The organism is Solibacillus sp. FSL R5-0449 (assembly GCF_037975215.1).
Lineage (GTDB): Bacteria > Bacillota > Bacilli > Bacillales_A > Planococcaceae > Solibacillus.
In genome coordinates, this window is the sequence record NZ_CP150239.1 from 1557085 (window position 1) to 1581151 (window position 24067).

Sequence of the window (24067 nt, forward strand, 5' to 3'; positions counted from 1 at the left end):
GCTCCTTTTGTTAAACCATATTTAAATAAAATTTTAACATTACCAAAGCGACATTTGGGAGTTGTACTTATCAAATTTTATAATGCAAAGGTTTTTAATGTGGCAATAATTGGAGATTCATATAAGATATAGTTTATAGAGTCTATAACCTGGCGGAATTACTGCAAAAAAATACGTCTACGAAATTAAATGGGCAAGTACTAAAGAAAGTTTATGAATTTTAGGGGGTATTTTATGTTTGTTGTAAATGTAGAAGGGGCAATTCGTCGCAATGAGAAATGGCTTTTAATCCGCAGAAGTGAAAAGGAAGAGCATGCTGGTGGTGGTCTCTCATTAGTAGGAGGGAAGTGTGAAATTGAAGGTAATTCGTCAGATATTCTGGAAAGAACTTTAAAACGAGAAATTTTTGAAGAAGTAGGTAGCGAAATTACAGGCATTCAATATGTAAATAGCTCCTCCTTCGTGACAGAATCAGGGATAAATGTGATCGATATTGTTTTCCTATGTCATCATAAATGTGGAGAACCTTATGCTAAAAGTACTGAAGAAGTGGATGATGTTATTTGGATGACTACATCAGAGATTCTTGCACATACGGAACTACCTTTATTTCTAAAAGAAAACATTAAACTTGCAGAGAAAATACTACAGGATAATTTGCAGGTGAAATATTAGCTTAGTGGAAATATTAAGATTGAAGATCAACTACATTATCAAAACACGTTAATAAAAAGTAAATTTAATAAGATTATTTAACTGACCAACTAATAATAAATTTTGCTTAGGAACGAGATTTTATCGGAAATGAACTAGATATTGTGAAACATTAAAATAGGTAAGAGCTATCCACAAAAGTTTGTAGGATAGCTCTTAGTATTGCAAAACTTAAGCGTGTAAATTTCTATTTAGGCAACTCTTAAAGCTAGTTGAGCTAATAGTTGGATAGCTGCTTGAACTACTACATCAATTTTAACTTCGGTTTGTCTTACAGTGATTGCATCAGAGTCAATAATAGTAACGTTTTGAATTTCAGTTTGAGTAACTTCTAAATTTTGAGCTATTCTTTGAAGATTGCTTATATCAGCATTTTCATTGGAGCCTAAAACTACAACGGCAGCTTCGATAGCAGCTTGTAGGGCAGCTTGAACTACCACAAGACCTTGAACTTCCGTTTGAGTTACGTCAACAGTATGAGAATTTTGAATAAATAATCCTTGATTTTGAGTTTGAATTACTTCTAGATTATCTTCAGTGTTTTGGTTTCCAGTAACCGGCATAAATAATCATCTCCTTTCGGGTTTAATTGGTATTACGTCACTAGATTATGCTTTAGTTGAAAAAGACTGTGGACGAATATCTTAGGTAACTATGACTTTATTCAAATGGTGTTTAGCCTATTAGCCGATTAACTAGCTGCTTGAAATAATCTAGGCATTTAATTTATTAGATGAGTGTTTATATAGGTTTATGTTTAAGAGCGAGAGGAATATATTTGCCAACGTGGGTAGATATAAAAATGTAATCGTGTATTGACGTTAAAGCAAAAGAAGTAGCTTTAAAAGTTCAGTCCTTATTTAATTAATAAGGGTGATATTATTCAATAATCGGTGCGTTTATTGAAGGATGTAAAAATATTGTCGAGTTGTACATATGGTCTTTTTAAAGTAAGAAATTTAGACTTGGGGGATTTATATGTCATTTGAACAATGCCAAAATGTAACTTCTTTGATGGCAAAATTTAATAAAAATTGGTTCATCGCTGGAGGGTGGGCGATTGATCTTTTTATGGGGAAAGAAACAAGAGAACATAAAGATATAGAGATTGCTATATTTCGAAAAGACCAATTAAATTTAAAGGCGTATCTAATAGAATGGGAGTTTAAGAAAGTAATTAAAAGTGAATTCCATAATTGGGGAAATGAATTTTTAGAGCTACCTATACACGAAATTCATGCTACCAATAAGTTAAATGGAGATAAAATTGAAGTACTTCTAAACGAAGCAAAAGATAATGATTGGGAATTCAGAAGAGATTTGAGGATTTCCTTACCTCTAAATTCAATGTGGAGTTATTCTGATATGGGTATTCCTTATTTAAATCCAGAAATAGTCCTTTTATAAAAGGCGAAGAATACAAGAGAAAAAGACCATCAAGATTTTATTACAGTAAAGGACCATCTTGATTATAAGAAGAGACAATGGCTCAAATCTGCACTTGAACTTCACGAACCCGAGCACAAGTGGATTCAATTTTTAATCTAATATTTTTCAACTAACCAGTTAAATCATTTTCCACAAACTGTGCGTGATCCTTCAAAAAGAAGATTGCGTTTTTTTATGTAGTTGGGATTTTTATCATTCGCCTGGCCATTTCTTTTGCCGCGCCTTTTTTACTTTGCATAAACTTGTTTGCCACCTATAATAAAGACAGCGATAGTAAAAAGCTTCTACATGAGGCAAACTAATCTCGTGTTAGGAGGAAATGACATGCAGATCCAATTTTTAGGTACCGGTGCAGGGATGCCTTCAAAAGAGCGCAATACGAGTTCGATCGCATTCAAATTGCTTGAAGAATGCGGCTCGATTTGGCTGTTTGACTGTGGAGAAGCGACCCAGCATCAAATTTTGCATACTACGATTAAACCGCGTAAAATCGATAAAATCTTTATTACGCATTTACACGGCGACCATATTTTCGGGCTGCCCGGATTTTTAAGCTCCCGGTCTTTTTTAGGCGGGGAGGACATGCTTACAATTTACGGGCCGGCCGGGTTACAGCAATGGATTGAACAAACATTGCAATTATCAAAAACCCATTTAACGTATCCGATTGAATTTGTCGAAGTAAAAGATGGCATCGTGTTTGAAGATGAGCAGTTTACGGTACGTGCACTGCCGCTGCAGCATGTTGTCCCGTGCTTCGGTTATCGGATTGAACAAAAGCCGATGCAGGGCGAGCTGCTGATTGACAAGGCTTTGGCATTAGGTGTGCCAAAAGGTCCGCTATTAGGCCAATTAAAAGCAGGTCATTCTGTGCAGCTGGAAGATGGCACTGTTGTCAAAAGCAGTGATGTAACGTCACCACCACAGCAAGGGTTCACGGTAGCCATTTTAGGGGATACGAAATATTGCGAAAACAGTATCCGTTTAGCACAAAACGCTGATGTTGTCGTACACGAAGCAACCTTTGACCATTCCACAATAGAACTGGCGGGCAAGTACGGACATGCGACAAATACGGAAGCGGCAACTGTCGCGAAAGAAGCACAAGCGAAACATTTACTGTTAAATCACATTAGCGCCCGTTTTTTAAAGCATGATCTCATTCCGTTTTTGGAGGAAGCTCAAGCGATTTTTGAAAACAGTTATTTAGCAAATGATTTCAGCCAATTTGAGTGGCGGAAAAACGAATTGCTGGAAATTGAATAGATGAATTTATTCGAGGTGTATAGTAAACGGGGAAATGTTTACTATATGCCACTTTAATTTTTAAGAGAATTTTGTTCAATTGCAGAAATATTCCGCTATAATGGAGAAAAGGGGGATGAATGATGCAGCAACCGACAATTTCACCGAAAGTATTACGATTGCTAGTTATTTTTCCAAATGTCATGAGCTATATTCTGTTATTTGGGGTCGTTGTGTACATACGAACAAACTTGGACATGCTGAAGGCGACAGATGGCTTAACGATGTGGCTGATCATTGCCGCAGTATTAGGTCCGATCTCGCTCTATACGACATTCAGTATTGTAAAGCGCATTAAGAATGGATTATTGTAAAGATTCCGGTTCGCTTAAGGGGAAAATTAAATAAATCATATGCCAAGGCACTCAGTTATTTTTTGAACTGAGTGTTTTTTGATTAGAGAAATCAGTCTGATAAGAACTGTTAAAATTTTGAAACTAATGGCAATTTCAACCGTATATTAGTTATTATACAAGTTGGGACGGTGATGAAAGATGATAGTGGTGATATTGTCATGGGCTTTGCTATACGGGGTTACGATTTGGACTTATGTAAACCCTAAGGAAAGCTTGTTATGGGGACGAAGAGGATTATACGAAGAAGAACCTGAGATCACTGAACGTGCTATTCAAAATACTAAAAAGAAAGCCTTAATTACGATTATCATACTTCCATTCATCGCTCTACTATTTTTTCTTTCTATTAAAATTTTATAAATTGTAATTCTAGACTGCGGAGGGAAGGCTCTTGAAAAAAATAATTCTCTTTAACTTATTATTTTGTATAGTTGTGGTTTTTGTTGCTTTCAATTATTTTAATAGTAAATCTCGAGGCGCGGTTGTATTCCATTATGTGGAGGACTACATGGAAACGAATTATGGAATTGAACGGGAAAATATCATTTTAGTAGAAAATAATTTCCGTAGAGGCATGGGGTTGTTTGAAATAGAAGTGAAAGATACCGTTACGGAAAACGACTACTTTTATGAAGTCGATATTCGAGATGACTATTCATTAATCTATATAAGAGATCTTTCAGAAATACACCGAAAAAATAAGGCGAATCAAGAAAGTTGAGAGGTGGGAAATGATGAAGCAAATTTATGCTTTTGAAAGTATATGGGATTATGTTTCCGTTTCACCAAGTAATTAATCAGATTGTGTTAATATACTCCTAAGTCTTTATATCAGGAGGTTCACATGAATTTGATCGCGCAACATCCTTATTTTAAAGTAGAAAGAACTGTTACAGGTACTGAACAGTTTGAAATAGAGCATGACCGAATCATTTACTTATACAATGACAAAGTGGTTACGCAGAATCGAGAATTTCCGATTAACATTGTGATGGATTTTTCTTACCGGAAAATTGCCAATCAAGGGGGGATTCTATATTTACATACGCTTCAAGGGGTCTATACGTATATCGTGAAATCTTCACCGGAAGCGTTCATCCATGCATATAGAGCATACTTCAAGTGAAAAGCAGTATTTAATGAATTGGATTTTTATGGTAGTATACGGAGTAAGTCTTGAATAAACACTAAAAGTATATTCGCATAACAAGGAGGAGAATTTTGTTATATTTAACACTATTGATAGCTTTGGTTATGGTCGTTTTGACGACGAAGCTTACTCAAAAATTTAATTTATCAAGCAACTGGTTCATCGTCGTTCAAATTAGCGCATCATTATTCATCATATTGTTTGGTGATCTTGAAGTTAGTTATATTAATCAAATTGAATTAGGACTTTTGGCGATTCCATTTTCTTTATTATTCCTAGTAGGGTTCACTAATGTAATGAATATAGAAGAAGAACAGCAACCATTAATTTTGCTGTTACCTTGTATTTCTTTACTTTGTCTTTCCGCAGCTTCTTTTGTTATGGGGTACACATTTGTTTCGATCACCGGCCTATTTGCTGTATTAACAATTATGTTGTGTCGTTCAGTTATAGGAGAAAAGGTTTTAGAAAGATCCTTTACTACATCGATCGGTTTTGTAATGGCAGTATTATCCCTGATGCTATTTAAAAGTTCATTTATTACAATTTACATACCGATTTTTACATTGGCATTACCGTTAGCAATTTATCTTATTTTACAAATGAAAATAACAAGTGCACAGGCAATGATAATTAGCGCTTCAATTGCTGTATTATTCGGATTACTAATGTTTATCATTCCGTTTAACGTAGTATGGTACTTGGTCGTTGGGGCAACAGTCGTTTTAGCTATTTCACAATTTTCGAGGAAGTATCGATTTATTTAGTGATTTTCAAGTTTCATTTAAACTAGTAGTAGGTGATGACTTTGGGATATATTATGGAATTGCGCAAAAAGATTGGTACTGATCCAATCATTATGGTGGGAGCTTGCGTTTTAATAGTGAATGAGAAGACACAGTTACTTCTACAACATAGAAAAGATAATAATAGCTGGGGACTTCCTGGTGGAGCGATGGAATTAGGTGAAAGCTTGGAAGAAGTGGCAGTGAGGGAAATGGAAGAGGAAACCGGATTAACCCCCACACGGTTGGAATTATTCAGAACATTTTCAGGTAAAGAGTTTTATTATAAATATCCTCATGGTGATGAAGTTTATAACGTTGTTACCGCCTTTATCTGTAAAAACTATGAAGGTTCGATTAAATTCGATGAATCAGAAGCAACGGATATACGATTTTTCGATTTAACAGATTTACCGGTAATCAGTCCTCCAGATGATCCGGTAATTAAGGATTTCTTGAAAACTTGTAACTAATAATATATAGCTAAAGTAAAACGCTCAGAAATAGAAATCTGAGCGTTTTTCATCAATATTCTATAGAGAGACGATACTTAATGCGTTCTCCGATTTCATGTTCTTCATCGTTCATCGCATCATATAAAGCTTGCATATTATATCGAGTAAGGTCATTGATATCCTTAGCTATAAAACGTACTGCATGGAGAACCTGAGATAAATCAGCCACTTGTTCTTCTGTAAGTGAACCTTTATCATCATAAGTTAAAAAATACCTATCTACCTTGGACAGTTTAGAATACAATTCCGGATGGGCGGACTCAGTACGGAGTCTAAAAAAAAGGTTTTCCGATGCGGTATTAAATAATCTTGAAAGTCTAAAGATTTCATTTTTGTTTTCTTCAGTTATAGGCTGAGAAAAATCAAACATTAATAGCTGCTCTGCCGCATCTTCCCATAAATAGAGGTCGCTTCTATAATGATTACCAATTTGTTCTTCCAGGGTACTTACTTTTTCCTCTAATTGATTTGCTTCAATTTTTGTTGTGAGGTTAAACAAAACAACTGTTAAAAAAGCTACTACTATTACAAATCCAATTACATACTTCAACCATTTCACTTTATCACACTCCACTATTTATACATCAACAACAATTTTTAAACCTCTATAGCCCTAAATAAATATTTTCCAATTTAAATAAATAAATGTTTTATATTACTATTTTAACATAAATAACCTAATGTGAATTGAAGTGATATAGGAGAGAGATAGAATTCTAGTGAGTTTCTCTAATGTAAAATGGTGAAAAGATATAGGAGGTAGAGATTGAAAAAGTTACTTGGTTTAATAATAGGAACAGTTGCAGGTTGGCTAATATGGGGATACTTTACGGATGATTTTTCAGGGGAAAGGCTGTTCATGTTTTTAACGGGAATCATTATGGGGTATATAATCGGTAGAATTGTCCCCAAACGAAAAAAGGTTGATTTAGGAACTTGATGGTTGCTTATTTTTATAAGTATTTAATAAATGGGGCGTGATTCTTAATTAAGAATTAGCGCCCTTTTATTATTGTGGAGCCCCATTATATAGGAGATATGATATGAATACTTGGGTTTTAGTAGAGGACAAAGTAGCGGTTTATCAAAAACCTATTGACTATGCATATTTCCTAACTAACAATAACCTTTATGCAAAAACTGAATCGTAAGACTAAAGGTGGAACGAAACGTGAAAAGAGTGGAAAGAAGACAGCAGCAAAAATTAACCGGGCGGGTATGGCGTAAGGTTAAAGATAAAAAAATAATCATGAAAGTAATACTAGGACTTTCCATATTTTTATTGTGCTGTTTGCTCGTATTTAATATTTTTATATGGAAAAGTGATGTCAGTAAACTCGAAGAACCTACGCCGCAGCCAACGATTATTTATGATCAAAATGGAGAGGTAGCCAGTAAAGTAACAGGTTCCAAAATAGATGGCGTCAATATAGATCAAATTCCGGAACATCTGATTCATGCTGTAATTGCAACGGAAGACCAGAAGTTTTACATGCATAGTGGGATTAACATGATAGGAATTGTCCGTGCAATGACTCAAAATACGATGAGTGGAGAAATTGTTGCTGGAGGAAGTACGATTACACAGCAGTTGGCTAAAAACGTCTTTCTAACACAAGAACGTACCTATACGAGGAAGTTTAAAGAGCTCATTTTGACGAAAAAAATTGAACGAACATATGAGAAAGACGAAATTATGGAACGCTATTTAAATCAGATCTATTTTGGTGAAGGAGCCTGGGGCGTACAGCGTGCTTCCCAAACATATTTCGGCAAAGACGTGAGTGAATTAACATTAGGCGAGTCGGCCATGCTTGCAGGTTTGATTAAAGCGCCTTCGATATTATCACCTATAAAAGATATGGATAAATCAGTTCAACGGAGAGACCTTGTTCTATCATTAATGGAAAAGGAAGGGTACATTACTCCAAATGAAGTGAAAGATGGAAAAGCACAACCTATCGTAGTAGAGGGTAAAAAATTTGATGAGTATAAGGGGAAATATCCTTATTATGTAGATCATATTATTGACGAAGCGATTAAACAATACGGGCTTACAGAAAATGAAGTTCTCTCAGGCGGACTTCATATCTATACAGAACTGAATCCTGCAATCCAAAATACAGTTGAACAGGTATATAACGATAATGAACTATTTCCTGAAGGGCAATCTGATCAGCTCATCCAAAGTGGGGCAATATTTATCAATCCGTCAACTGGAGGAATCAGTGCTCTTGTTGGAGGAAGGGGAGACCATACTTTTAGAGGGTTTAATCAAGCAACTCAATTAAAACGTCAACCAGCATCCGCTATAAAACCATTGGCGGCATATACTCCTGCTCTGGAACAAGGCTATGGAATGTATGATAAATTACCAGATACACCGATTAATATTGACGGGTATCAGCCAATGAACTATGACAAACGATTCCATGGAGAAGTCACAATGTATGAAGCATTGGTAAATTCATACAATATCCCACCGGTATGGCTATTAAATAATATGGGATTGAAATCCGGTATTAATGCAGTGGAGCGTTTTGGCATTGAATTGAAAGAAGAGGATCATAATTTAAGTTTAGCACTTGGTGGTTTGAATGAAGGGGTTTCTCCTTTACAAATGGCTCAGGCATTTTCAACATTTCCTAATGATGGGGTAATGGTAGAAGCTCATGCCATACAAAAAATTGAAGATGCAGACGGCAAGATCATTGCTAAGTGGGAGCACAATGAGACGAACGTGACAAAGCCCCTAGTTGCTCAAGAAATAACATATATGCTTAAAGGTGTTGTCGAAGAAGGTTCAGCGAAAAATGCTCAAGTAGATGGATGGGAAATAGCCGGCAAAACGGGCACATCAGAGCTTCCATTTGCGAATTCCGGTGGTGCAAAGGACCACTGGTTTGTTGGATATACACCGGAAATAGTGGGCGCAATCTGGATGGGCTATGATCAAACAGATGAAAATCATTATTTATCAGGAACTGGCGGAATGACTGCCACAAAGGTTTTCAATGAAATTTTGACTGAATCGATTACTGAGTTTAACCAAAAAGAATTTGCCCTACCGCTACTGGTCAAACAGCTAAAAGAGCAGGAAAAGAAAGAGAAAGAGCAGAAGAAGCAAGAAATGAAAGAGATGGAGAAGAAGAAAGATAAAGAGAAAAAAGAAAGAGATAAAGGGAAGAAAGAAAAGGATAAAGAAAAGAAGGAAAAACAAAAAGAAAAGAAAGATATAAATAAAGATAAAGAAAAGAAAGAGAGAGATAAAGAGAAGAAGGACAAGGAAAAAGAGAAGAAAGAGAGGGATAAAGAAAAGCAAAAGGAGAAGCATGAGAAAGATCAAGAAAAGAAAAAAGAGAAGAAAGACAAAGAACATGAGTAAAATAGGTTTCGACGATTTTACAGCATGGAAGTAATTATAAAAGGCAATCTTCAAAAAAATGAAGATTGCCAGTTTTTATTTGGACCCCCTATTATTAGGGGAGACCTTTTATGCAACAGTTTCAGATTCTTTGCTAGTGCTTCGGTGCCTCCAACGTATAGGAAATCCTGCCTTTTCCAAAAAAGATCCACAAAAGCCCCATGATGATTGAGCCCATAAAGAAGTTATAAAAACTTGTTTCTATTTGTCCGATTGTTTTTCCTAGTTCTGCATAGATTGCGCCTTCAAAGCTAAGTGCGGCTCCAGCTAAAAAAGCAAATAGATAAAATATAAAGCGCATAGTTGAAATCCTCTTTTCGGTATAATTGTATATCTAGATAAATCGATATATTGATTGATAAAAAAACAGAAATCCTATTAGATATCTGTTTTAAAGTATTCAGCTAACTGTTGAATAAAGTCTTCATTACGTCTGTAATACGTCCATTGGCCATGACGAATCGACTCAAGTAAACCAGCTTTTTGCATCATATTTAAGTAGCTCGAAATCGTGGATTGAGAAATTTTGGCTTTTTCCTGAATATCCCCAACACATACTCCACCTTTGTAACTTACCTCCTTTGGTAGGTGAGCGCCTTGCTTTGGAAAGTGTTTCTCGGGTTCCCTTAACCACTCCAGAATATTGAGTCTTGTTTCATTCGATAATGCTTTGAATACATCAATAGGTTCCATGCGGGTAATTATATATCTAGAATTCTCGATATGTCAAGGTAAGGTAATCATGGTATTTCCCAGGAAAAGTAAATGATCACAAAGAGAAAAAGCTTGATTCTTTTTGAGGAATCAAGCTTTTTGAAGATTGGGTTGCTGAAAATTAAGTTCATCAGGAGCCCTCTAGTATTTAAAGTTATATGCTACAAATAAGTTCAACGAGTATGTTTATTCCCCGCGCGCTAGTTCTCTTGAGCGGTTTTCCGCACTTCGAACACAGTTCACAATCGCTTCGTTAAAGGACATCGATTCAAGTGCTTTAATACCGGCTTCTGTCGTGCCGCCCGGACTTGTCACTTTTCTGCGCAATATAGAAGGCTCCACGTTTCCGGATTTCAGCATTTCCGCTGAACCGGCTATTGTCTGTACCATCAGTTCCCGCACGACTTCTTTTGATAGCCCAAACTCAGCACCGGCCTGTTCAAATGCTTCAACCAAATAGTATAAGTAGGCAGGTCCGCTTCCAGCAAGTGCTGTAACAGCATGCAGTTTCTCTTCTTCCACTTCAATGACAATGCCGATCGCTTCAAGCATTTGAATATAAAGTGAACGCTGCACGTCTGTAACATGCGGATTGAACGCGATACCGGATGCAGACATGCCGATTTGTGCGGATGTGTTTGGCATGACACGAGCTATCGATCGGTTGCCGAGATACTGTTCAATTGTTTCAATCGTTACACCGGCGAGCACCGAAATAATAGCCGTATCTGCTCCTAAATGTGGTGCGATTATTTCCATCGCAGCGCGGGCATCTTTTGGTTTCATTGCCAAAATGACAAGATCCGCATCCTGCAATTGAGTATGGTCCTCCAACAGTTTAACATCGTAGCTTTCGACCAATTCTTTAAGGCGTTCTTTATTGGACCGATTGGATATAAACAGGGAATGTGGATGGATGACATTCTTTTTGGTCCAACCGTGAATAAGCGCTTCTGCCATCGATCCTGCGCCGATAAAAATAATTTTTTGCATATTATATCCCTCCGATTTTTTAATCCGATTCCATTTTGCATTAAGACTTCGTTTAACAAATAAAAAAGCATCTCCATCCCTACTAATGTAAGGACGAAAATGCATAAATTTCCGCGGTACCACCTTTGTTCACACATAATGTGTGCAGCTTCAGCCTTTTTATCGCAAAGGATACGGTTATGTTGTCATAACGGCTCAAAAGGAGGTTCAATTATTTCAGCGGGTTATGCCGATTTCAGCAAAGACGGCACTCTCTAAAACCTTAAAATAATTTACTTGGCTTTTTCATTGCCTGTAAATTTTGAATTATCCAAAATTATAGTGCTGTATTGAAAAACTGTCAACCTTTGACGTGACGAATGAAGAAAAAAGAGTTAAAATAAATGAATAGTCATTCATTGCGAGCGAATCGATTACGTCTCGACGTAATTGGCGTCCAGATTTTTTGAGTTGAGACCAACAGGACGTGGGTCAGTCAGCCGTTGTCGCAGGATGCGGTGTTTTAGGCTGACTTCCTCTTAAATTCCTCTTAAATTCCTTTTAAAATCTGCGTCACCTGCCAGAGGCTTATCTTTATTCAGCTGGCTTTTTGTCCAGCAGCTGGGTTAAACAAAACAAGCAGTAAACACTACTTGAAGAGGTAAGTGATTGCTGAATTAAGATAAAGGGGATTAAACTATGGAAGTACATAAAATTGTTATACCTACACCATATGCAGTGGGAGATGTAAATGCTTTTTTAGTAAAGGGAGATGCGCTGACATTATTTGATGCAGGTCCGAAAACCGAAGAAGCGTATGAAGCGATCAAATGGGGACTGCGCGCTGCAGGTTATGATATGAAAGATGTAGAACAAGTCGTCTTAACGCACCATCATCCGGATCATGCCGGTTGGATCGATGCATTTCCAGGGGCGGAAGTATTAGGCCATCAATATGTTGATTACTGGATGAAAAAAGAGCCGGAATTTCTGCAGTATCATGAGCGATTTTTCAAAAAGCTCTTAATCGAGCAAGGGGTGCCTGAAAAATATGTAGACCGGATATTACATGTTAAAGGGGAAATTGAGCTATTCGGTACGATTCCGTTGACGGGTTATTTAAAAGAAGGCGATGAAGTGCCGGGCCATCCTGGTATGAAAGTTTATGAAACATCCGGGCATGCGCAAAGCCATCTGATCTTTGTTGAAGAGAATACCCGTGAATGCATTGGCGGTGATTTACTGCTGGAACGCACATCGTCGAATCCATTAGTCGAACCACCGCTTGATTTATCGATGGAGCGACCTAAATCATTGCTGCAATATAATGAATCACTTAAACGCCTGAAAAATTTAGATATCTCAAAAGTATATACAGGTCATGGCGCAGAACTGACAAATATCGAACCACTCATTGATGAACGGTTGGAGAAACAAAGACAACGCGCATTAAAAGTTTACGGTATGCTCGATACACCAAAAACCAACTTTGAAATGACCACTCAATTATTCGAACGCATTTATCAGCAGCAATTAGGCCTGACATTATCTGAAACATTAGGGCAGTTTGATTATTTGATAGATCAAGGTATGGTCGAGATTGAAGAACGTGACGGGATTCAGTTTTATAAGAAAAGTGATATTACTCTACATGCTTCAAGAGAAGCGAATAAATCATTAAATAAAACTGGGTATTAATAATGAAAAACCTAACTGATATTCCTTATTTATTAGAGCACAGAGTAAATGGATGGGAAATATCTTCTTTAGATATTAACTATTTTGCTGAAATGATTTCTCTACTAGTTGAAAGTGTGTCAGGCCAAAATATTATTAAAACGTATGTTACTTTTAAAGAAGTTCTTTCGTATTATATTTATCAAGAAACAGTAGTGTATGATCAAGAGGCAAATAACACCTATAGATTAAATACTCGCAAATTTAATGATACTAGTTTTGTCAGCGAAATTGGCTATCATCAAAATGGTTTTGGGAAAGTAAAAATTGAAACATTAAATCCAGATTTAAGAGTGATTGAAGATATCAGTTCTAAAACAAACTTTTATTTCCAAGTTAATAATAAAGATCATTTTTTTATTGAAGCTAACCAAGTTCAAATCAATGATGAAACATTTTGTGATCTACTTCAAAGCAGTGAAAGTCTTAAAATTCAATAGTTGGAACGCCTCCTAAAAAAATAGTTAGGAGGTTTTTTGTTGAATAAAACAATAAATCAAAGCCTATAAGATAACCGACATATTATTTTGCTTATTGTAGTATTTATTGTGATCTTCAATCTGAACTGAAAAGTTTGTTGAACAATTTATTACTTTTTGCATGTTCCCGCCTCCATTTGTGTGCTTACTCACTTGCCTTATATATGTCTTTAAAAATCTAAAAAGGGGACAATCGGTTCAAAATAATAATTTTCATTGCCAGGATATTAAAAGCCACAAAGAAAAAATCCACCCGGTTGCGTTTTAACGCAACAATATATATTTTTTAAATTATTTAAAAAATATTAAATCTTTTTGAGCGGACTTTTCTGGACACGTGTGGAGAGGCTTTAACTGGTCTGTTCCAGAAGGTATTGAAACGGTCGATGAAGGGGACTTATTTTAACGTGAGACAAGAAGGGGAAATCAGCTATTATTTTGTTGGAATATACCAGGGTTTTCTTATTTTAAGATAATAAATCAATATTAGTTGGGGGGAGGAATCTATTTTCTGAAATACTAATCAAACTAAAGAAAAAAAGGCGATTATTTACACTGCGGTATTATGTCAGTGGCTAAGTTATGAAATAATCAACTGCCATTTATACTAATACTTAGATAAGATGAAAATAATGGGAGTAAATGATTCAGCATTTCTAAGATAAAGACAAAGAACTATAGGGGGAAAGATATGGAGTTTATTGAATATTTACAGCAAAAACATGTGCTAAAAAAAGGTGAAAGAAAACTTAAGGAAATTTCAATCAATCAGTATGTTAATAGATTAGAGAGCATGCGTCGTAAAGGGATTTATAATGAAGAAAAACAAATTGATTCCATATTAGAAGCGAAAATTCAAAAATGTTATTGCGATTGGAAAACATATGTTACCACGATTGAGCATTACTTAGCTTCTAAAAATTATTAATGTTAGGGAGAATCGGTAAGTTCATTATTAATACAAGATTAGGATAATAATGAATAGTATTGAAATTAGAGAAAAGTTAATGGGTGTATTGATTTTTCACATAAATATTATGAAAACCAGATTAATAAATAATTAAGTATTTAACCTAAACGTCAAAACCTTTCATAAAAAATTGGTTTTGACGTTTTTGACATTCAATTGTTATCATCCGTTTGTTGTAAAAGCTCATAAAATGTTTACAATTACTTGATGAAAAATCGAAATATTAAGAATTCGTTATATTGAGTAGAAAATGTGTCATTTTTCACTAAGAACTAGAGCGCATTAATCTTGTTTTATCAGTATAATATTCCCATGTGAGAACATAACGAGTCAGCACAATGTCATAAAAGAAATAAAAAGAAACAGGAGGCTGTTTATGAAAACGATGCTGCAGTTACCTTTCCAACTAAAAGGCTTTTTGGAATTAGGAGATGCTGTACTGATAACAGACAGTGACCATATTATTCTAGAAGTCAATGATACATATCAAGAGGTAACAGGGTTTGATAGAAATAAAATAATCGGAGTGAAAGCGGGCTTTATTAAATCGAATCTTACGAGTAAAGAAACGTATCGTGCAATGAAAGATTCACTAAAGCAGCATATCCCTTGGTCTGGAATTTTTGTAAATCGAAAGAAATCCGGGGAACTTTGGCATTCTTCTATTACGATCACACCGTTCAAAATTGAGGAAGAATTGTTTTATATAGGCGTTTTTCGTGCGCTGGAACAATTGGAAGAAGGCTTATACTTATCGGAAGACAAAAAGGTAGAAGTTCAGAGAGAGCTTTTGAAAGTGCTGGCCATCTCCTGTGAAATTCGTGATCCCGGAACGGAAGAACATCTAATAAGAGTTCAGGTATTGACGGAAAAACTTTTGAAGGCACACAATGAGAAAAACAACCTCCAATTAGAATCGAATTATATGCATAATGTGATTCATTCCAGTATATTGCATGACATCGGGAAAGCGGGGATGCCAGAAGGAATTTTATATAAACCCGGAGCATTGTCCATTTATGAAAGAAAAATAATCGAAATGCATCCATTAACAGGGGCGGATATTCTAAATAAAATGTCGAAGGAAATCAATTATGATTTTATAAAGAGTATGGAAGTCGCCGAAAATATCATATTGTATCACCATGAAAAATGGGATGGAACGGGCTACCCGTTCCAGTTAAAAGGCGAGCAGATTCCTCTTGAAGCGAGAGTCGTATCGATTGTCGATGTATTTGATGCGTTAACGACGCGCAGACCGTATAAAGATTCATGGTCGGAAGAAAAAGCATTGGCCTTTATTGATGAAAACAAAGGGAAACATTTTGACCCGTTAATTGCGGAAACGTTTATCAGCCTGTTTTAAAAATGAGTCCGGTATTACACCGGACTCAAATTTATCTTTAATAGCTGCTGAAATAGTAGAAAATGCGTTTTGCTGCGTATATTAGAACTTCCCCCGATATATTAGAACATCCCAACACAAATATTAGAAGTTCTCGGCAGCTTATTAGAGCAGCGCACTAACTTATTAGAAAACCGGCGCACCATCTCATTAAAACTTCACGATTGCATATTAGAAAATGTGGTCTGCTGCTTATATTAGAACTTTCCCCGATATATTAGAACATCCGACTCACATATTTGAACTTCTCGACCTCTTATTAGAAGACCTCGACCACTTATTTGAACATCGGCGACTTATATTAGAAGATCGGTGTTTTATTAGAACTTTTACGTGCTTATTAGAACATCTCACCAATTTATTAGAAACATAATCAGTCAATTTAAATGAGGAAAACTTTCAGGTTATCAAGGGATTTGTTTCAAGATTAGATCAGCCATATTTAATGAGAACGGGGAAAGCAAAAAAACAGTCACCGGTATGGATACCGGCAACTGGCTGTTTTTTCTTCGTACTAAATAAAAGCTTTGCTATAAGTTAAGCTGTCTTCTTAATCTGTAACGCCATCGCTGCACCGAAGAATTCATAATGAATCTTCTCAGCAGGTACACCTAGTTCAACTAAGTATTGAATGACCGTTTCCATGAATACTGTTGGGCCACATACGTACACTTCCGTACCAGGTTCCAGGAATTCCTCGATTTGCGCTTTTGTAATATAGCCGTCTAAATCTGAATAAACCGCTTTATATTTCCCGTCTGTCGCTGCAACGTTTTCTTCGATTGTTTCTTTAAATGCCGCGACATTTTCGTTGCGTGCACATTGGATAAATGATGCTTGACGTCCTTCAATAGTTTTTAGCATTCCTTGTAATGGTGTTACACCAACACCACCGCTGATGAATAGAACTGGGCTGTCATTTTCCACTAATGTGAACACACCTGCAGGAGCACTTACGTCCACTTTTGTACCGATTTCTGCGTTGTGCAGGAAGTTTGAAACAATTCCGTTTGGTGTGACATCATCTTCACGTTTTACAGAAATGCGGAAATAATTTTCCGAACCGTCAGTTAATGTATATTGGCGGTTCATTAAGTATTGTTCGCCAGGTACTTGTGTACGTAATGTAATGAATTGTCCTGCTTTGAATGCAGGTAATTTCTCGCCGTTAACTGGTTTTAAATAGAATGATTTTACCGCTTCGCTTTCTTCTACTACTTCTGCAATAGTAAATTCTTTGAATGCGCGCCAGCCGCCAGCATTTTCTGCTGCTTTGTATAAATCTTCTTCCACTGAAATGAAGACATCCGCAATCACGCCGTAAGCTTTACCCCAAGCGTCGATAATTTCATCTGTTGCTGCATCTCCTAGAACTTCTTTGATTGCTTCCAATAAATATTTGCCGACAATCGGATAATGCTCCGGTAAAATTCCTAAACTAACGTGTTTATGTGCAATTTGAACAACTGCCGGAACGATGGCTTCCAAGTTATCGATGTGTACTGCTGCTGCATAAACCGTGTTTGCTAAAGCTGTTTGCTGACGATCTTTCTTTTGGTTTGTATGGTTGAAAATGTTTAGTAATTCAGGGTTTTCTCTGAATAAGTTTGAATAGAAAGTTTTAGTAATGGCTAATCCGTGTACCTCCAATACAGGTACTGTTGATTTAATAATATTGATTGTTTGTTGTGCTAACATACTTTGCACGTCCCCTCAAATTTGGTTGTTTGTTACTTGCACCATCAATATACTGCTAAAAAAATGCTAAAGCAATATCAAAAATACATCTTTAACAGTTCTGTCACAAAGATATAACAAAAATACATCTTTAACAAAATGGACACAAAACTATATAATGAATTCATCGATAAACATAAGCCGTTCTATTCGAACATTTTTGTTTAAATGTTATACTTAAGTTGTAGAAAGATGGTGAACAGCGTGCGGTTAACAGTATATACAGATTATTCTTTACGTACGCTCATGTATTTAGGTGTACGGGGCAGAGAGAATTTAGTTACGATTCAGGAAATAGCGAATGCGTATCAAATTTCGAAAAACCATTTAATGAAAGTAACCCATGATTTAGGGAAACATGGCTATATCGAAACGATTCGCGGACGCGGTGGCGGCATACGTCTGGCACTTGAACCTGAGCAAATCAATATTGGTGATGTCGTCCGCAAAACAGAAGATGACTTTCACCTTGTTGAATGTTTCAATCCGGAAGGGAATCTTTGCAAAATATCTCCCGAGTGCAGGCTTAAATTTGCTTTAGGTGAAGCATTAACTGCTTATTTGGCTGTGCTTGATACCTATACATTGGCGGATGTGCTCGTATCAAAAGACATATTAAGTGAATTATTCGGCATTACCCAAACTAGTAAATAGCCATTTACTAGTTTTTATATTACCTAAAAATAAGATAATAAAGAGGGAAGCTATGAAAAAAACAGTTTTTATTACAGGTGCGACAAGCGGTATTGGGCGCATCGTAACAGAAATGCTAGTAAAAGAAGGATATACCGTTTATGCGACGGGTAGAAATGACAGTGCGATTAACTATTTAAATGGGATAGGGGCGGTTGCCTACAAAGCGGATATAAGAGTTCCCTCGCAAATAGATGAAGTCGTTTCGCAACTTCCGCCAATCGATATCGCTATTTTAAACGCCGGATTAGGTTATTTTGAAAATGCCGTAGATTTAGCTGATCAGGAAATTGATCAAATGCTTGATGTCAATGTACGTGCGCCTATCTACTTGGCAAAACGTCTGGCACCGGCAATGATCGACAGAAAGAATGGCCATTTGATCTTTGTCGGTTCACAGGCAGGGAAGGTTGCTACGAAAAAAGCGAGTGTTTATGCAGCGAGTAAACATGCAATTACCGGTTTTGTAAATGGGCTTCGTCTGGAGCTGGCAGAATACAATATACAAGTTACCGGAATTTATCCTGGACCAATCGATACACCGTTTATTCAGAAAGCCGATGCATCGAACGCTTATAAGGATGCAATCGGGAAATTCCTGTTACCGCCTGAAAAAGTCGCGAAAGAAGTTGTCCAAGCAATCGTGAAACGTCCGCGCGAAGTGAACCTGCCACGTATTATGGCAGTAACGAGTAAATTATATGCAGTAGCGCCAGCACTTGTGGAATTTGTCGGCAAAGGTTTCTTTAATAAGAAGTAAGTTTGAGAGCATTCGATTTTTATCCTATAAAAATTGAAATGCTCTCTTTTGAAATGTCTAGCAATAAATAGCATATTTATGCATGAACGAGAGCCTGTGAAAACTTCCGAAATGATTGTTTTTAGATTGTATGAAAAAGTGAAAAAATTTATATAAATGCAGTTGCGTTTATTTTTATAACGTGTTACTATTCGTGTATAAACTATTAATTCAATGTATAAACATACATCATTTGGGGGCAATTAACATGGCGAACAAAAAAGTCGTATTAGCATATTCAGGTGGTCTTGATACATCAGTAGCAATTCCATGGTTAAAAGAACAAGGTTGGGACGTAATCGCAGTATGTCTTGATGTTGGTGAAGGTAAAGACTTAGAATTTATCCGTAACAAAGCACTTCAAGTAGGTGCTGTTGAATCATATATGATCGATGCAAAAGATGAGTTTGCAGAGGACTTCGCATTAATCTCATTACAAGGACATACTTGGTATGAGCAAAAGTATCCATTAGTTTCTGCATTATCTCGTCCATTAATTTCAAAAAAATTAGTAGAAATCGCGAATGAAACAAATGCCGATGCAGTAGCACACGGTTGTACTGGTAAAGGGAATGACCAAGTACGTTTTGAAGTGTCAATCAAAGCATTAAATCCGGATCTTGAAGTTTTAGCACCTGTACGTGAGTGGGGCTGGAGCCGTGACGAAGAAATCGAATATGCGGCAAAACATGGTGTTCCGATTCCTGCAACACTTGATTCACCATTCTCAATCGACCAAAACTTATGGGGCCGTGCAAACGAAGCTGGTGTAATGGAAGATCCTTGGGTTGCACCACCTGAAGAAGCATACGGTTTAACAGTTTCATTGGAAGAAGCACCGGATACACCGGAATACGTTGAAATCGAATTCGTTGAAGGTAAACCAGTTTCGATTAACGGTATTCAAATGAAACTGGCAGACTTAATTCAAGAATTAAATAAAATTGCCGGTGAACACGGTATTGGACGTATCGACCACGTTGAAAACCGTCTAGTTGGTATTAAATCTCGTGAAGTATATGAAATTCCAGGTGCGAAAGTATTATTAACAGCGCATAAAGAATTAGAAGATATTACATTAGTAAAAGAGTTGGCACATTTCAAACCAATCATTGAACAAAAACTATCTGAAATTATCTATAACGGTCTTTGGTTCAACCCAATCCGTACAGCACTTCAAGCGTTCTTAAAAGAAACGCAAAAGTATGTAAACGGAACAGTTCGTGTAAAACTTTACAAAGGCCATGCGATTGTTGAAGGACGTAAATCTCCAAATTCTCTATACTCTGAAGAATTGGCGACATATTCAAAACATGACCAATTCAACCACGCTTCTGCTGTAGGCTTTATCGAATTATGGGGTATGCCAACAGTTGTTGCATCAGAAGTAGCAAAAAGCACAAAACAAACAGTAAATAAATAATTAGATATACGGTTATTGAAGTGAGCGATTCGGAACCCGAGTCGCTTCTTCTATTATTCGGAACATAAGTTGAGGAGTGAAACTACTATGGCAAAATTATGGGGCGGTCGTTTCCAAAAGTCTGCAGAAAGCTGGGTTGACGAGTTCGGGGCATCGATTGGCTTTGATCAGCAGTTAGTATTGGAAGATATTGAAGGTTCTGTAGCACATGTCACAATGCTAGGTGCACAAAATATTTTACCAAAAGAAGATGTCGAGAAAATTCTGGACGGTCTTGCACAATTAAAAGTAAAAGCCGAAGCGGGTGAACTGGAGTTTTCGGTTTCAAATGAAGACATCCATTTAAATCTTGAGAAAATGCTGATTGATCTGATCGGTCCTGTTGGCGGAAAGCTTCATACTGGACGCTCACGTAATGACCAGGTTGCAACAGATATGCACTTATTCCTGAAAAAGCGCGTACCTGAAGTAATCGGCTTAATCGAACATTTCCAAAAAACGATTGTTGAGCAGGCAGAACAGAATGTGGATACGATTGCGCCTGGCTATACGCATTTACAGCGTGCACAGCCGATTAGTTTTGCACATCACTTAATGGTTTACTTCTGGCAGCTGCAACGTGATAAAGAGCGTTTCACTGAATCGATGAAACGCATTGATATTTTACCGTTAGGTGCCGGCGCGATGGCAGGTACAACATTCCCGATTGACCGTTTAAAATCGGCTGAACTGCTTGGATTTGCGGAAGTGTATGCCAATTCTATGGATGCGGTAAGTGACCGTGACTTTATCGTTGAATTTTTATCCAATTCAGCATTATTAATGACACACTTATCACGTTTCGCGGAAGAAATCATTATTTGGTCTACGGATGAATTTAAATTCATTGAGCTGGATGATGCATTCTCAACAGGGTCATCCATTATGCCACAAAAGAAAAATCCGGATATGGCAGAATTGATCCGCGGAAAAACAGGTCGTGCATACGGGAACTTAATGGGGCTGTTAACGGTATTAAAAGGTACGCCGTTAACGTACAACAAAGATATGCAGGAAGATAAAGAGGGCATGTTCGACACGATGGAAACGGTATTAGGTTCACTGAAAATTTTCGAAGGTATGGTTCGTACAATGACGGTCAACAAAGCGCGTCTTCACAGTGCGGTACATTCAGATTTTTCAAATGCGACAGAGCTTGCGGATTACTTGGCGACAAAAGGGATGCCGTTCCGTGAAGCGCATGAAGTAACAGGGAAGCTTGTATTTACATGTATCCAGCAAGGAATCTATTTACTGGATCTGCCGTTGGAAGAAATGCAGAAAGAATCCGCATTAATTGAAGAAGATATTTACGCAGTACTTGCACCGGAAGCTGCTGTTAGCCGACGAAATTCATTAGGCGGCACAGGCTTTGAGCAAGTGGCACTTCAAATTCAAAACGCAAAACAATTATTAGTATAGACAGGGATGAGGCTAGGAAATCAGAAGAAACCCTTATTAAGAAATGTATATTTAATAAAATTGATTGGAATGGAGGGCGACTCCTGCGGGAACAGCACGACGCCTGAGACTACAGGCTCAGGCCGTGCCCGCGGAAAGCGTCCCGGAATGGAAATCAATTTTTAACGCATAAAAAAGTACCATTTTCTCAGGTAGGAAAATGGTACTTTTTGGGTTATTGGCCTTCCTTGATTTTTGTACCTAAAAATGGTATTTTTTCTTATACAAATTAAAAATTAGCAGTATAATAATAGATACTTTAAATAGAAAGGTGTCTTTTTATGACAAATACAAAGACTTCGCAATCATGGGTGCTTACATTATTTGCACTTGGCGTATTTATGGCCGCACTGGATAACGGAATTATCAGTGCTGCACTGACAACGATCAACAGCTCGTTTAATGTCGAAGCAAACTGGGGAGCCTGGGGTGTTACACTGTACACACTTGGCTTAGCAATCAGTGTTCCGATTGTAGGGAAACTTTCGGACCGTTATGGACGCAAGAAACTGTTTATTGTGGAAATTGCGTTGTTTGGTCTGGGATCGCTGCTTGTGGCACTTAGCCCGAACTTTACATTTTATTTAATTTCCCGTTTCATCCAGGCGATGGGCGGAGGCGGTATTTTTATTATCGGTACTTCGTATGTCGTTAGTACACTGCCTGCGGAAAAGCAAGGGAAAGCGTTGGGATTACTTGGTGGTATGAATGGGATTGCCGCTGTTTTAGGTCCGAATATCGGAAGTATCATTCTGGATTTGACAGGCAGCTGGCATTGGCTGTTTTTAATTAATGTGCCAATCGCAATTTTCCTAGTCATCATGGGTTTTCTTAAACTGGAAGAAACGAAAGACGCAGCACCCGGCAAGCTTGATATGACGGGTACGGTTTTACTTTCTGTTGCAATTTTAGGCATTATGTACGGACTGACAAATATTGAGGGTGTAAACTTTTTCAGCTCTCTTATCGAACCGACAGTCTATCCATATTTACTAGCTGGAATGATCGTACTAGTGATTCTTTATTTCTATGAAACACGCCTTGAGCGTCGTGGAGGGGACCCGATTTTACCGGTAGGGTTAATGCGTCAGCCGACTTATTTACTGACATTACTGTTAGGTCTTCTATCTGGTGCAATGCTTGCTGCAATGATCTTCATTCCGGCCTTCTCTGAGCAAGTACTGGGTATTAAATCCGAGCATGCGGGCTACTGGATGACACCGCTTGCACTGGCTGCAGGAGTAGGGGCAGCAGTTGGCGGTATTTTAGTCGATAAAAGAGGTCCGATTTTAGCTGTTCTGTTTTCAGGTCTTGCAGCCGCAATTGGTTTCTTCCTGTTCCCGGCATGGATTGATGCAAAATGGCAGTTTGTCATTGCATCTGTTATTGGCGGTGTCGGCATTGGGGTACTTCTTGGAGCACCACTGAATATTTTAGCAACAGAAAAACTTGAAGCGAATAAAGGGACGGCATTAGCGTCATTATCATTAATCCGAACAATCGGGATGACAATCGCGCCGACGATTTATGCCGGGTTTATCGCACGCGGCTTCAGTGAAATTCCGTCATTATTTAAAAACGATTTCCAAGGAATTTTACAGCAAAATTTACAACAGGCGAATCTATCGGAAGAGGCAACTGCAGAACTTGCTCAAGTAGGCAGTCAGTTTGCAGCAGGCGGTCAGTTTTCCGAGGAACAAATGATGAGTGTCGTTCAAAATATTCAAGATCCGACGTTAAAAGAGGTCATTTTGAATTCTGTCAATGAAGTAACGGTCATGGCAGCACAAAACGGCTATGGCGGTCTATTTTACTCGGCGGTTGTCATTGCCATCATTATTTTTGTAGTTGGATTGATTTTAAAACCAATTCGAAAAAAATCTATGGAAATTTAAAAAAGTGTTTTAGGTTGTACGATTTAGGGTAATTTATCTTTAGAC

General features: G+C 37.3%; 24 protein-coding genes, 1 pseudogene and 1 other annotated feature. Of the genes and pseudogenes, 19 read left to right on the forward strand and 6 right to left on the reverse strand.

From position 1 onward, the window contains the following. The first annotated feature begins 234 nt into the window (after positions 1-234). Complete coding sequence (locus MKY27_RS07545; protein WP_339199140.1) at positions 235-675, forward strand: NUDIX domain-containing protein; 441 nt, start codon at positions 235-237, stop codon at positions 673-675. A 230-nt stretch (positions 676-905) separates the two neighbouring features. Here the strand turns inward: MKY27_RS07545 and MKY27_RS07550 are convergent, their stop codons facing one another. Further along, positions 906-1277, reverse strand: coding sequence for a hypothetical protein (locus tag MKY27_RS07550; protein ID WP_339199143.1), 372 nt, complete (start codon positions 1275-1277; stop codon positions 906-908). Positions 1278-1692: 415 nt separating this feature from the next. Here MKY27_RS07550 and MKY27_RS07555 point away from each other — a divergent pair, with 415 nt between their 5' ends. The 7 genes from MKY27_RS07555 to MKY27_RS07585 all read left to right on the forward strand — a co-directional run bounded on the left by MKY27_RS07555 (position 1693) and on the right by MKY27_RS07585 (position 6232). Then, a complete protein-coding gene (locus MKY27_RS07555) occupies positions 1693-2121 on the forward strand; it encodes a hypothetical protein (protein ID WP_339199145.1) in 429 nt (142 codons plus the stop codon). A 366-nt stretch (positions 2122-2487) separates the two neighbouring features. Beyond that, positions 2488-3429, forward strand: a complete 942-nt coding sequence (gene rnz / locus MKY27_RS07560) for a ribonuclease Z (protein WP_339199148.1) — start codon at positions 2488-2490, stop codon at positions 3427-3429. A gap of 122 nt (positions 3430-3551) precedes the next feature. Further along, positions 3552-3782: an acyl-phosphate glycerol 3-phosphate acyltransferase gene (locus MKY27_RS07565; RefSeq protein WP_079526444.1), complete on the forward strand. Its 231-nt coding sequence runs from the start codon at positions 3552-3554 to the stop codon at positions 3780-3782. Positions 3783-4332: 550 nt separating this feature from the next. Next, on the forward strand, positions 4333-4545 hold the full coding sequence (locus tag MKY27_RS07570; RefSeq protein WP_339199151.1) for a hypothetical protein: 213 nt from the start codon (positions 4333-4335) through the stop codon (positions 4543-4545). A gap of 123 nt (positions 4546-4668) precedes the next feature. Next, positions 4669-4950 carry a hypothetical protein gene (locus tag MKY27_RS07575; RefSeq protein ID WP_339199153.1) on the forward strand — a complete coding sequence of 94 codons (282 nt, stop codon included), beginning with the start codon at positions 4669-4671 and terminating at the stop codon, positions 4948-4950. Positions 4951-5045: 95 nt separating this feature from the next. Then, positions 5046-5741, forward strand: a complete 696-nt coding sequence (locus tag MKY27_RS07580) for a UDP-N-acetylmuramyl pentapeptide phosphotransferase (protein WP_339199156.1) — start codon at positions 5046-5048, stop codon at positions 5739-5741. Between the two features lie 41 nt (positions 5742-5782). Beyond that, on the forward strand, positions 5783-6232 hold the full coding sequence (locus tag MKY27_RS07585; RefSeq protein ID WP_339199159.1) for an NUDIX hydrolase: 450 nt from the start codon (positions 5783-5785) through the stop codon (positions 6230-6232). A 52-nt stretch (positions 6233-6284) separates the two neighbouring features. Here the strand turns inward: MKY27_RS07585 and MKY27_RS07590 are convergent, their stop codons facing one another. Continuing rightward, positions 6285-6833: a hypothetical protein gene (locus tag MKY27_RS07590; RefSeq protein WP_339199162.1), complete on the reverse strand. Its 549-nt coding sequence runs from the start codon at positions 6831-6833 to the stop codon at positions 6285-6287. Between the two features lie 207 nt (positions 6834-7040). Between MKY27_RS07590 and MKY27_RS07595 the strand changes: the two genes are divergently transcribed. Together MKY27_RS07595 and MKY27_RS07600 are read left to right on the forward strand one after the other, a co-directional pair. Beyond that, entirely contained in the window at positions 7041-7214 is a 174-nt protein-coding gene (locus tag MKY27_RS07595; protein WP_339176293.1) for a tRNA U-34 5-methylaminomethyl-2-thiouridine biosynthesis protein, read from the forward strand. 231 nt (positions 7215-7445) lie between these two features. After that, positions 7446-9659, forward strand: a complete 2214-nt coding sequence (locus MKY27_RS07600; protein ID WP_339199164.1) for a PBP1A family penicillin-binding protein — start codon at positions 7446-7448, stop codon at positions 9657-9659. 139 nt (positions 9660-9798) lie between these two features. Here the strand turns inward: MKY27_RS07600 and MKY27_RS07605 are convergent. From MKY27_RS07605 to proC, 3 genes and pseudogenes are all read right to left on the reverse strand, one after another. After that, positions 9799-9999, reverse strand: a pseudogene (locus MKY27_RS07605) (DMT family transporter); the annotation flags it as partial. A 77-nt stretch (positions 10000-10076) separates the two neighbouring features. Next, complete coding sequence (locus MKY27_RS07610; protein ID WP_339199167.1) at positions 10077-10391, reverse strand: metalloregulator ArsR/SmtB family transcription factor; 315 nt, start codon at positions 10389-10391, stop codon at positions 10077-10079. 207 nt (positions 10392-10598) lie between these two features. After that, the gene (proC, locus tag MKY27_RS07615) at positions 10599-11510 is read right to left on the reverse strand and encodes a pyrroline-5-carboxylate reductase (RefSeq protein WP_339199170.1); all 912 of its coding nucleotides are present in this window, start codon (positions 11508-11510) and stop codon (positions 10599-10601) included. After that, positions 11492-11703: a binding site (T-box leader), on the reverse strand. It overlaps the preceding gene by 19 nt. Before the next feature lie 380 nt (positions 11704-12083). On the opposite strand from proC, the gene MKY27_RS07620 reads away from it, so the two are divergent. The 4 genes from MKY27_RS07620 (at position 12084) to MKY27_RS07635 (ending at position 15936) form a co-directional block, all read left to right on the forward strand. Further along, positions 12084-13082 (forward strand): MBL fold metallo-hydrolase, encoded by a 999-nt coding sequence (locus tag MKY27_RS07620; protein WP_339199172.1) that lies wholly within the window; start codon positions 12084-12086, stop codon positions 13080-13082. A gap of 2 nt (positions 13083-13084) precedes the next feature. Beyond that, positions 13085-13561 carry a hypothetical protein gene (locus MKY27_RS07625; RefSeq protein WP_339199175.1) on the forward strand — a complete coding sequence of 159 codons (477 nt, stop codon included), beginning with the start codon at positions 13085-13087 and terminating at the stop codon, positions 13559-13561. 730 nt (positions 13562-14291) lie between these two features. Further along, positions 14292-14528, forward strand: coding sequence for a hypothetical protein (locus MKY27_RS07630; RefSeq protein ID WP_339199177.1), 237 nt, complete (start codon positions 14292-14294; stop codon positions 14526-14528). 418 nt (positions 14529-14946) lie between these two features. Further along, positions 14947-15936 (forward strand): HD domain-containing phosphohydrolase, encoded by a 990-nt coding sequence (locus tag MKY27_RS07635; protein ID WP_339199180.1) that lies wholly within the window; start codon positions 14947-14949, stop codon positions 15934-15936. Between the two features lie 576 nt (positions 15937-16512). On the opposite strand, the gene hmpA is transcribed toward MKY27_RS07635, so the two are convergent. Next, positions 16513-17673, reverse strand: a complete 1161-nt coding sequence (gene hmpA, locus MKY27_RS07640) for an NO-inducible flavohemoprotein (protein ID WP_339199182.1) — start codon at positions 17671-17673, stop codon at positions 16513-16515. Between the two features lie 243 nt (positions 17674-17916). Here hmpA and MKY27_RS07645 point away from each other — a divergent pair, with 243 nt between their 5' ends. From MKY27_RS07645 to MKY27_RS07665, 5 genes are all read left to right on the forward strand, one after another. Beyond that, a complete protein-coding gene (locus tag MKY27_RS07645; RefSeq protein ID WP_339199185.1) occupies positions 17917-18366 on the forward strand; it encodes an Rrf2 family transcriptional regulator in 450 nt (149 codons plus the stop codon). A gap of 52 nt (positions 18367-18418) precedes the next feature. Beyond that, positions 18419-19165: an SDR family NAD(P)-dependent oxidoreductase gene (locus MKY27_RS07650; protein ID WP_339176304.1), complete on the forward strand. Its 747-nt coding sequence runs from the start codon at positions 18419-18421 to the stop codon at positions 19163-19165. A 247-nt stretch (positions 19166-19412) separates the two neighbouring features. Continuing rightward, a complete protein-coding gene (locus MKY27_RS07655; protein ID WP_339199187.1) occupies positions 19413-20627 on the forward strand; it encodes an argininosuccinate synthase in 1215 nt (404 codons plus the stop codon). 87 nt (positions 20628-20714) lie between these two features. After that, positions 20715-22088 (forward strand): argininosuccinate lyase, encoded by a 1374-nt coding sequence (argH, locus tag MKY27_RS07660; protein WP_079526508.1) that lies wholly within the window; start codon positions 20715-20717, stop codon positions 22086-22088. Positions 22089-22408: 320 nt separating this feature from the next. Continuing rightward, a complete protein-coding gene (locus tag MKY27_RS07665; protein WP_339199190.1) occupies positions 22409-24022 on the forward strand; it encodes an MFS transporter in 1614 nt (537 codons plus the stop codon). The last annotated feature ends 45 nt before the right edge of the window (positions 24023-24067 follow it).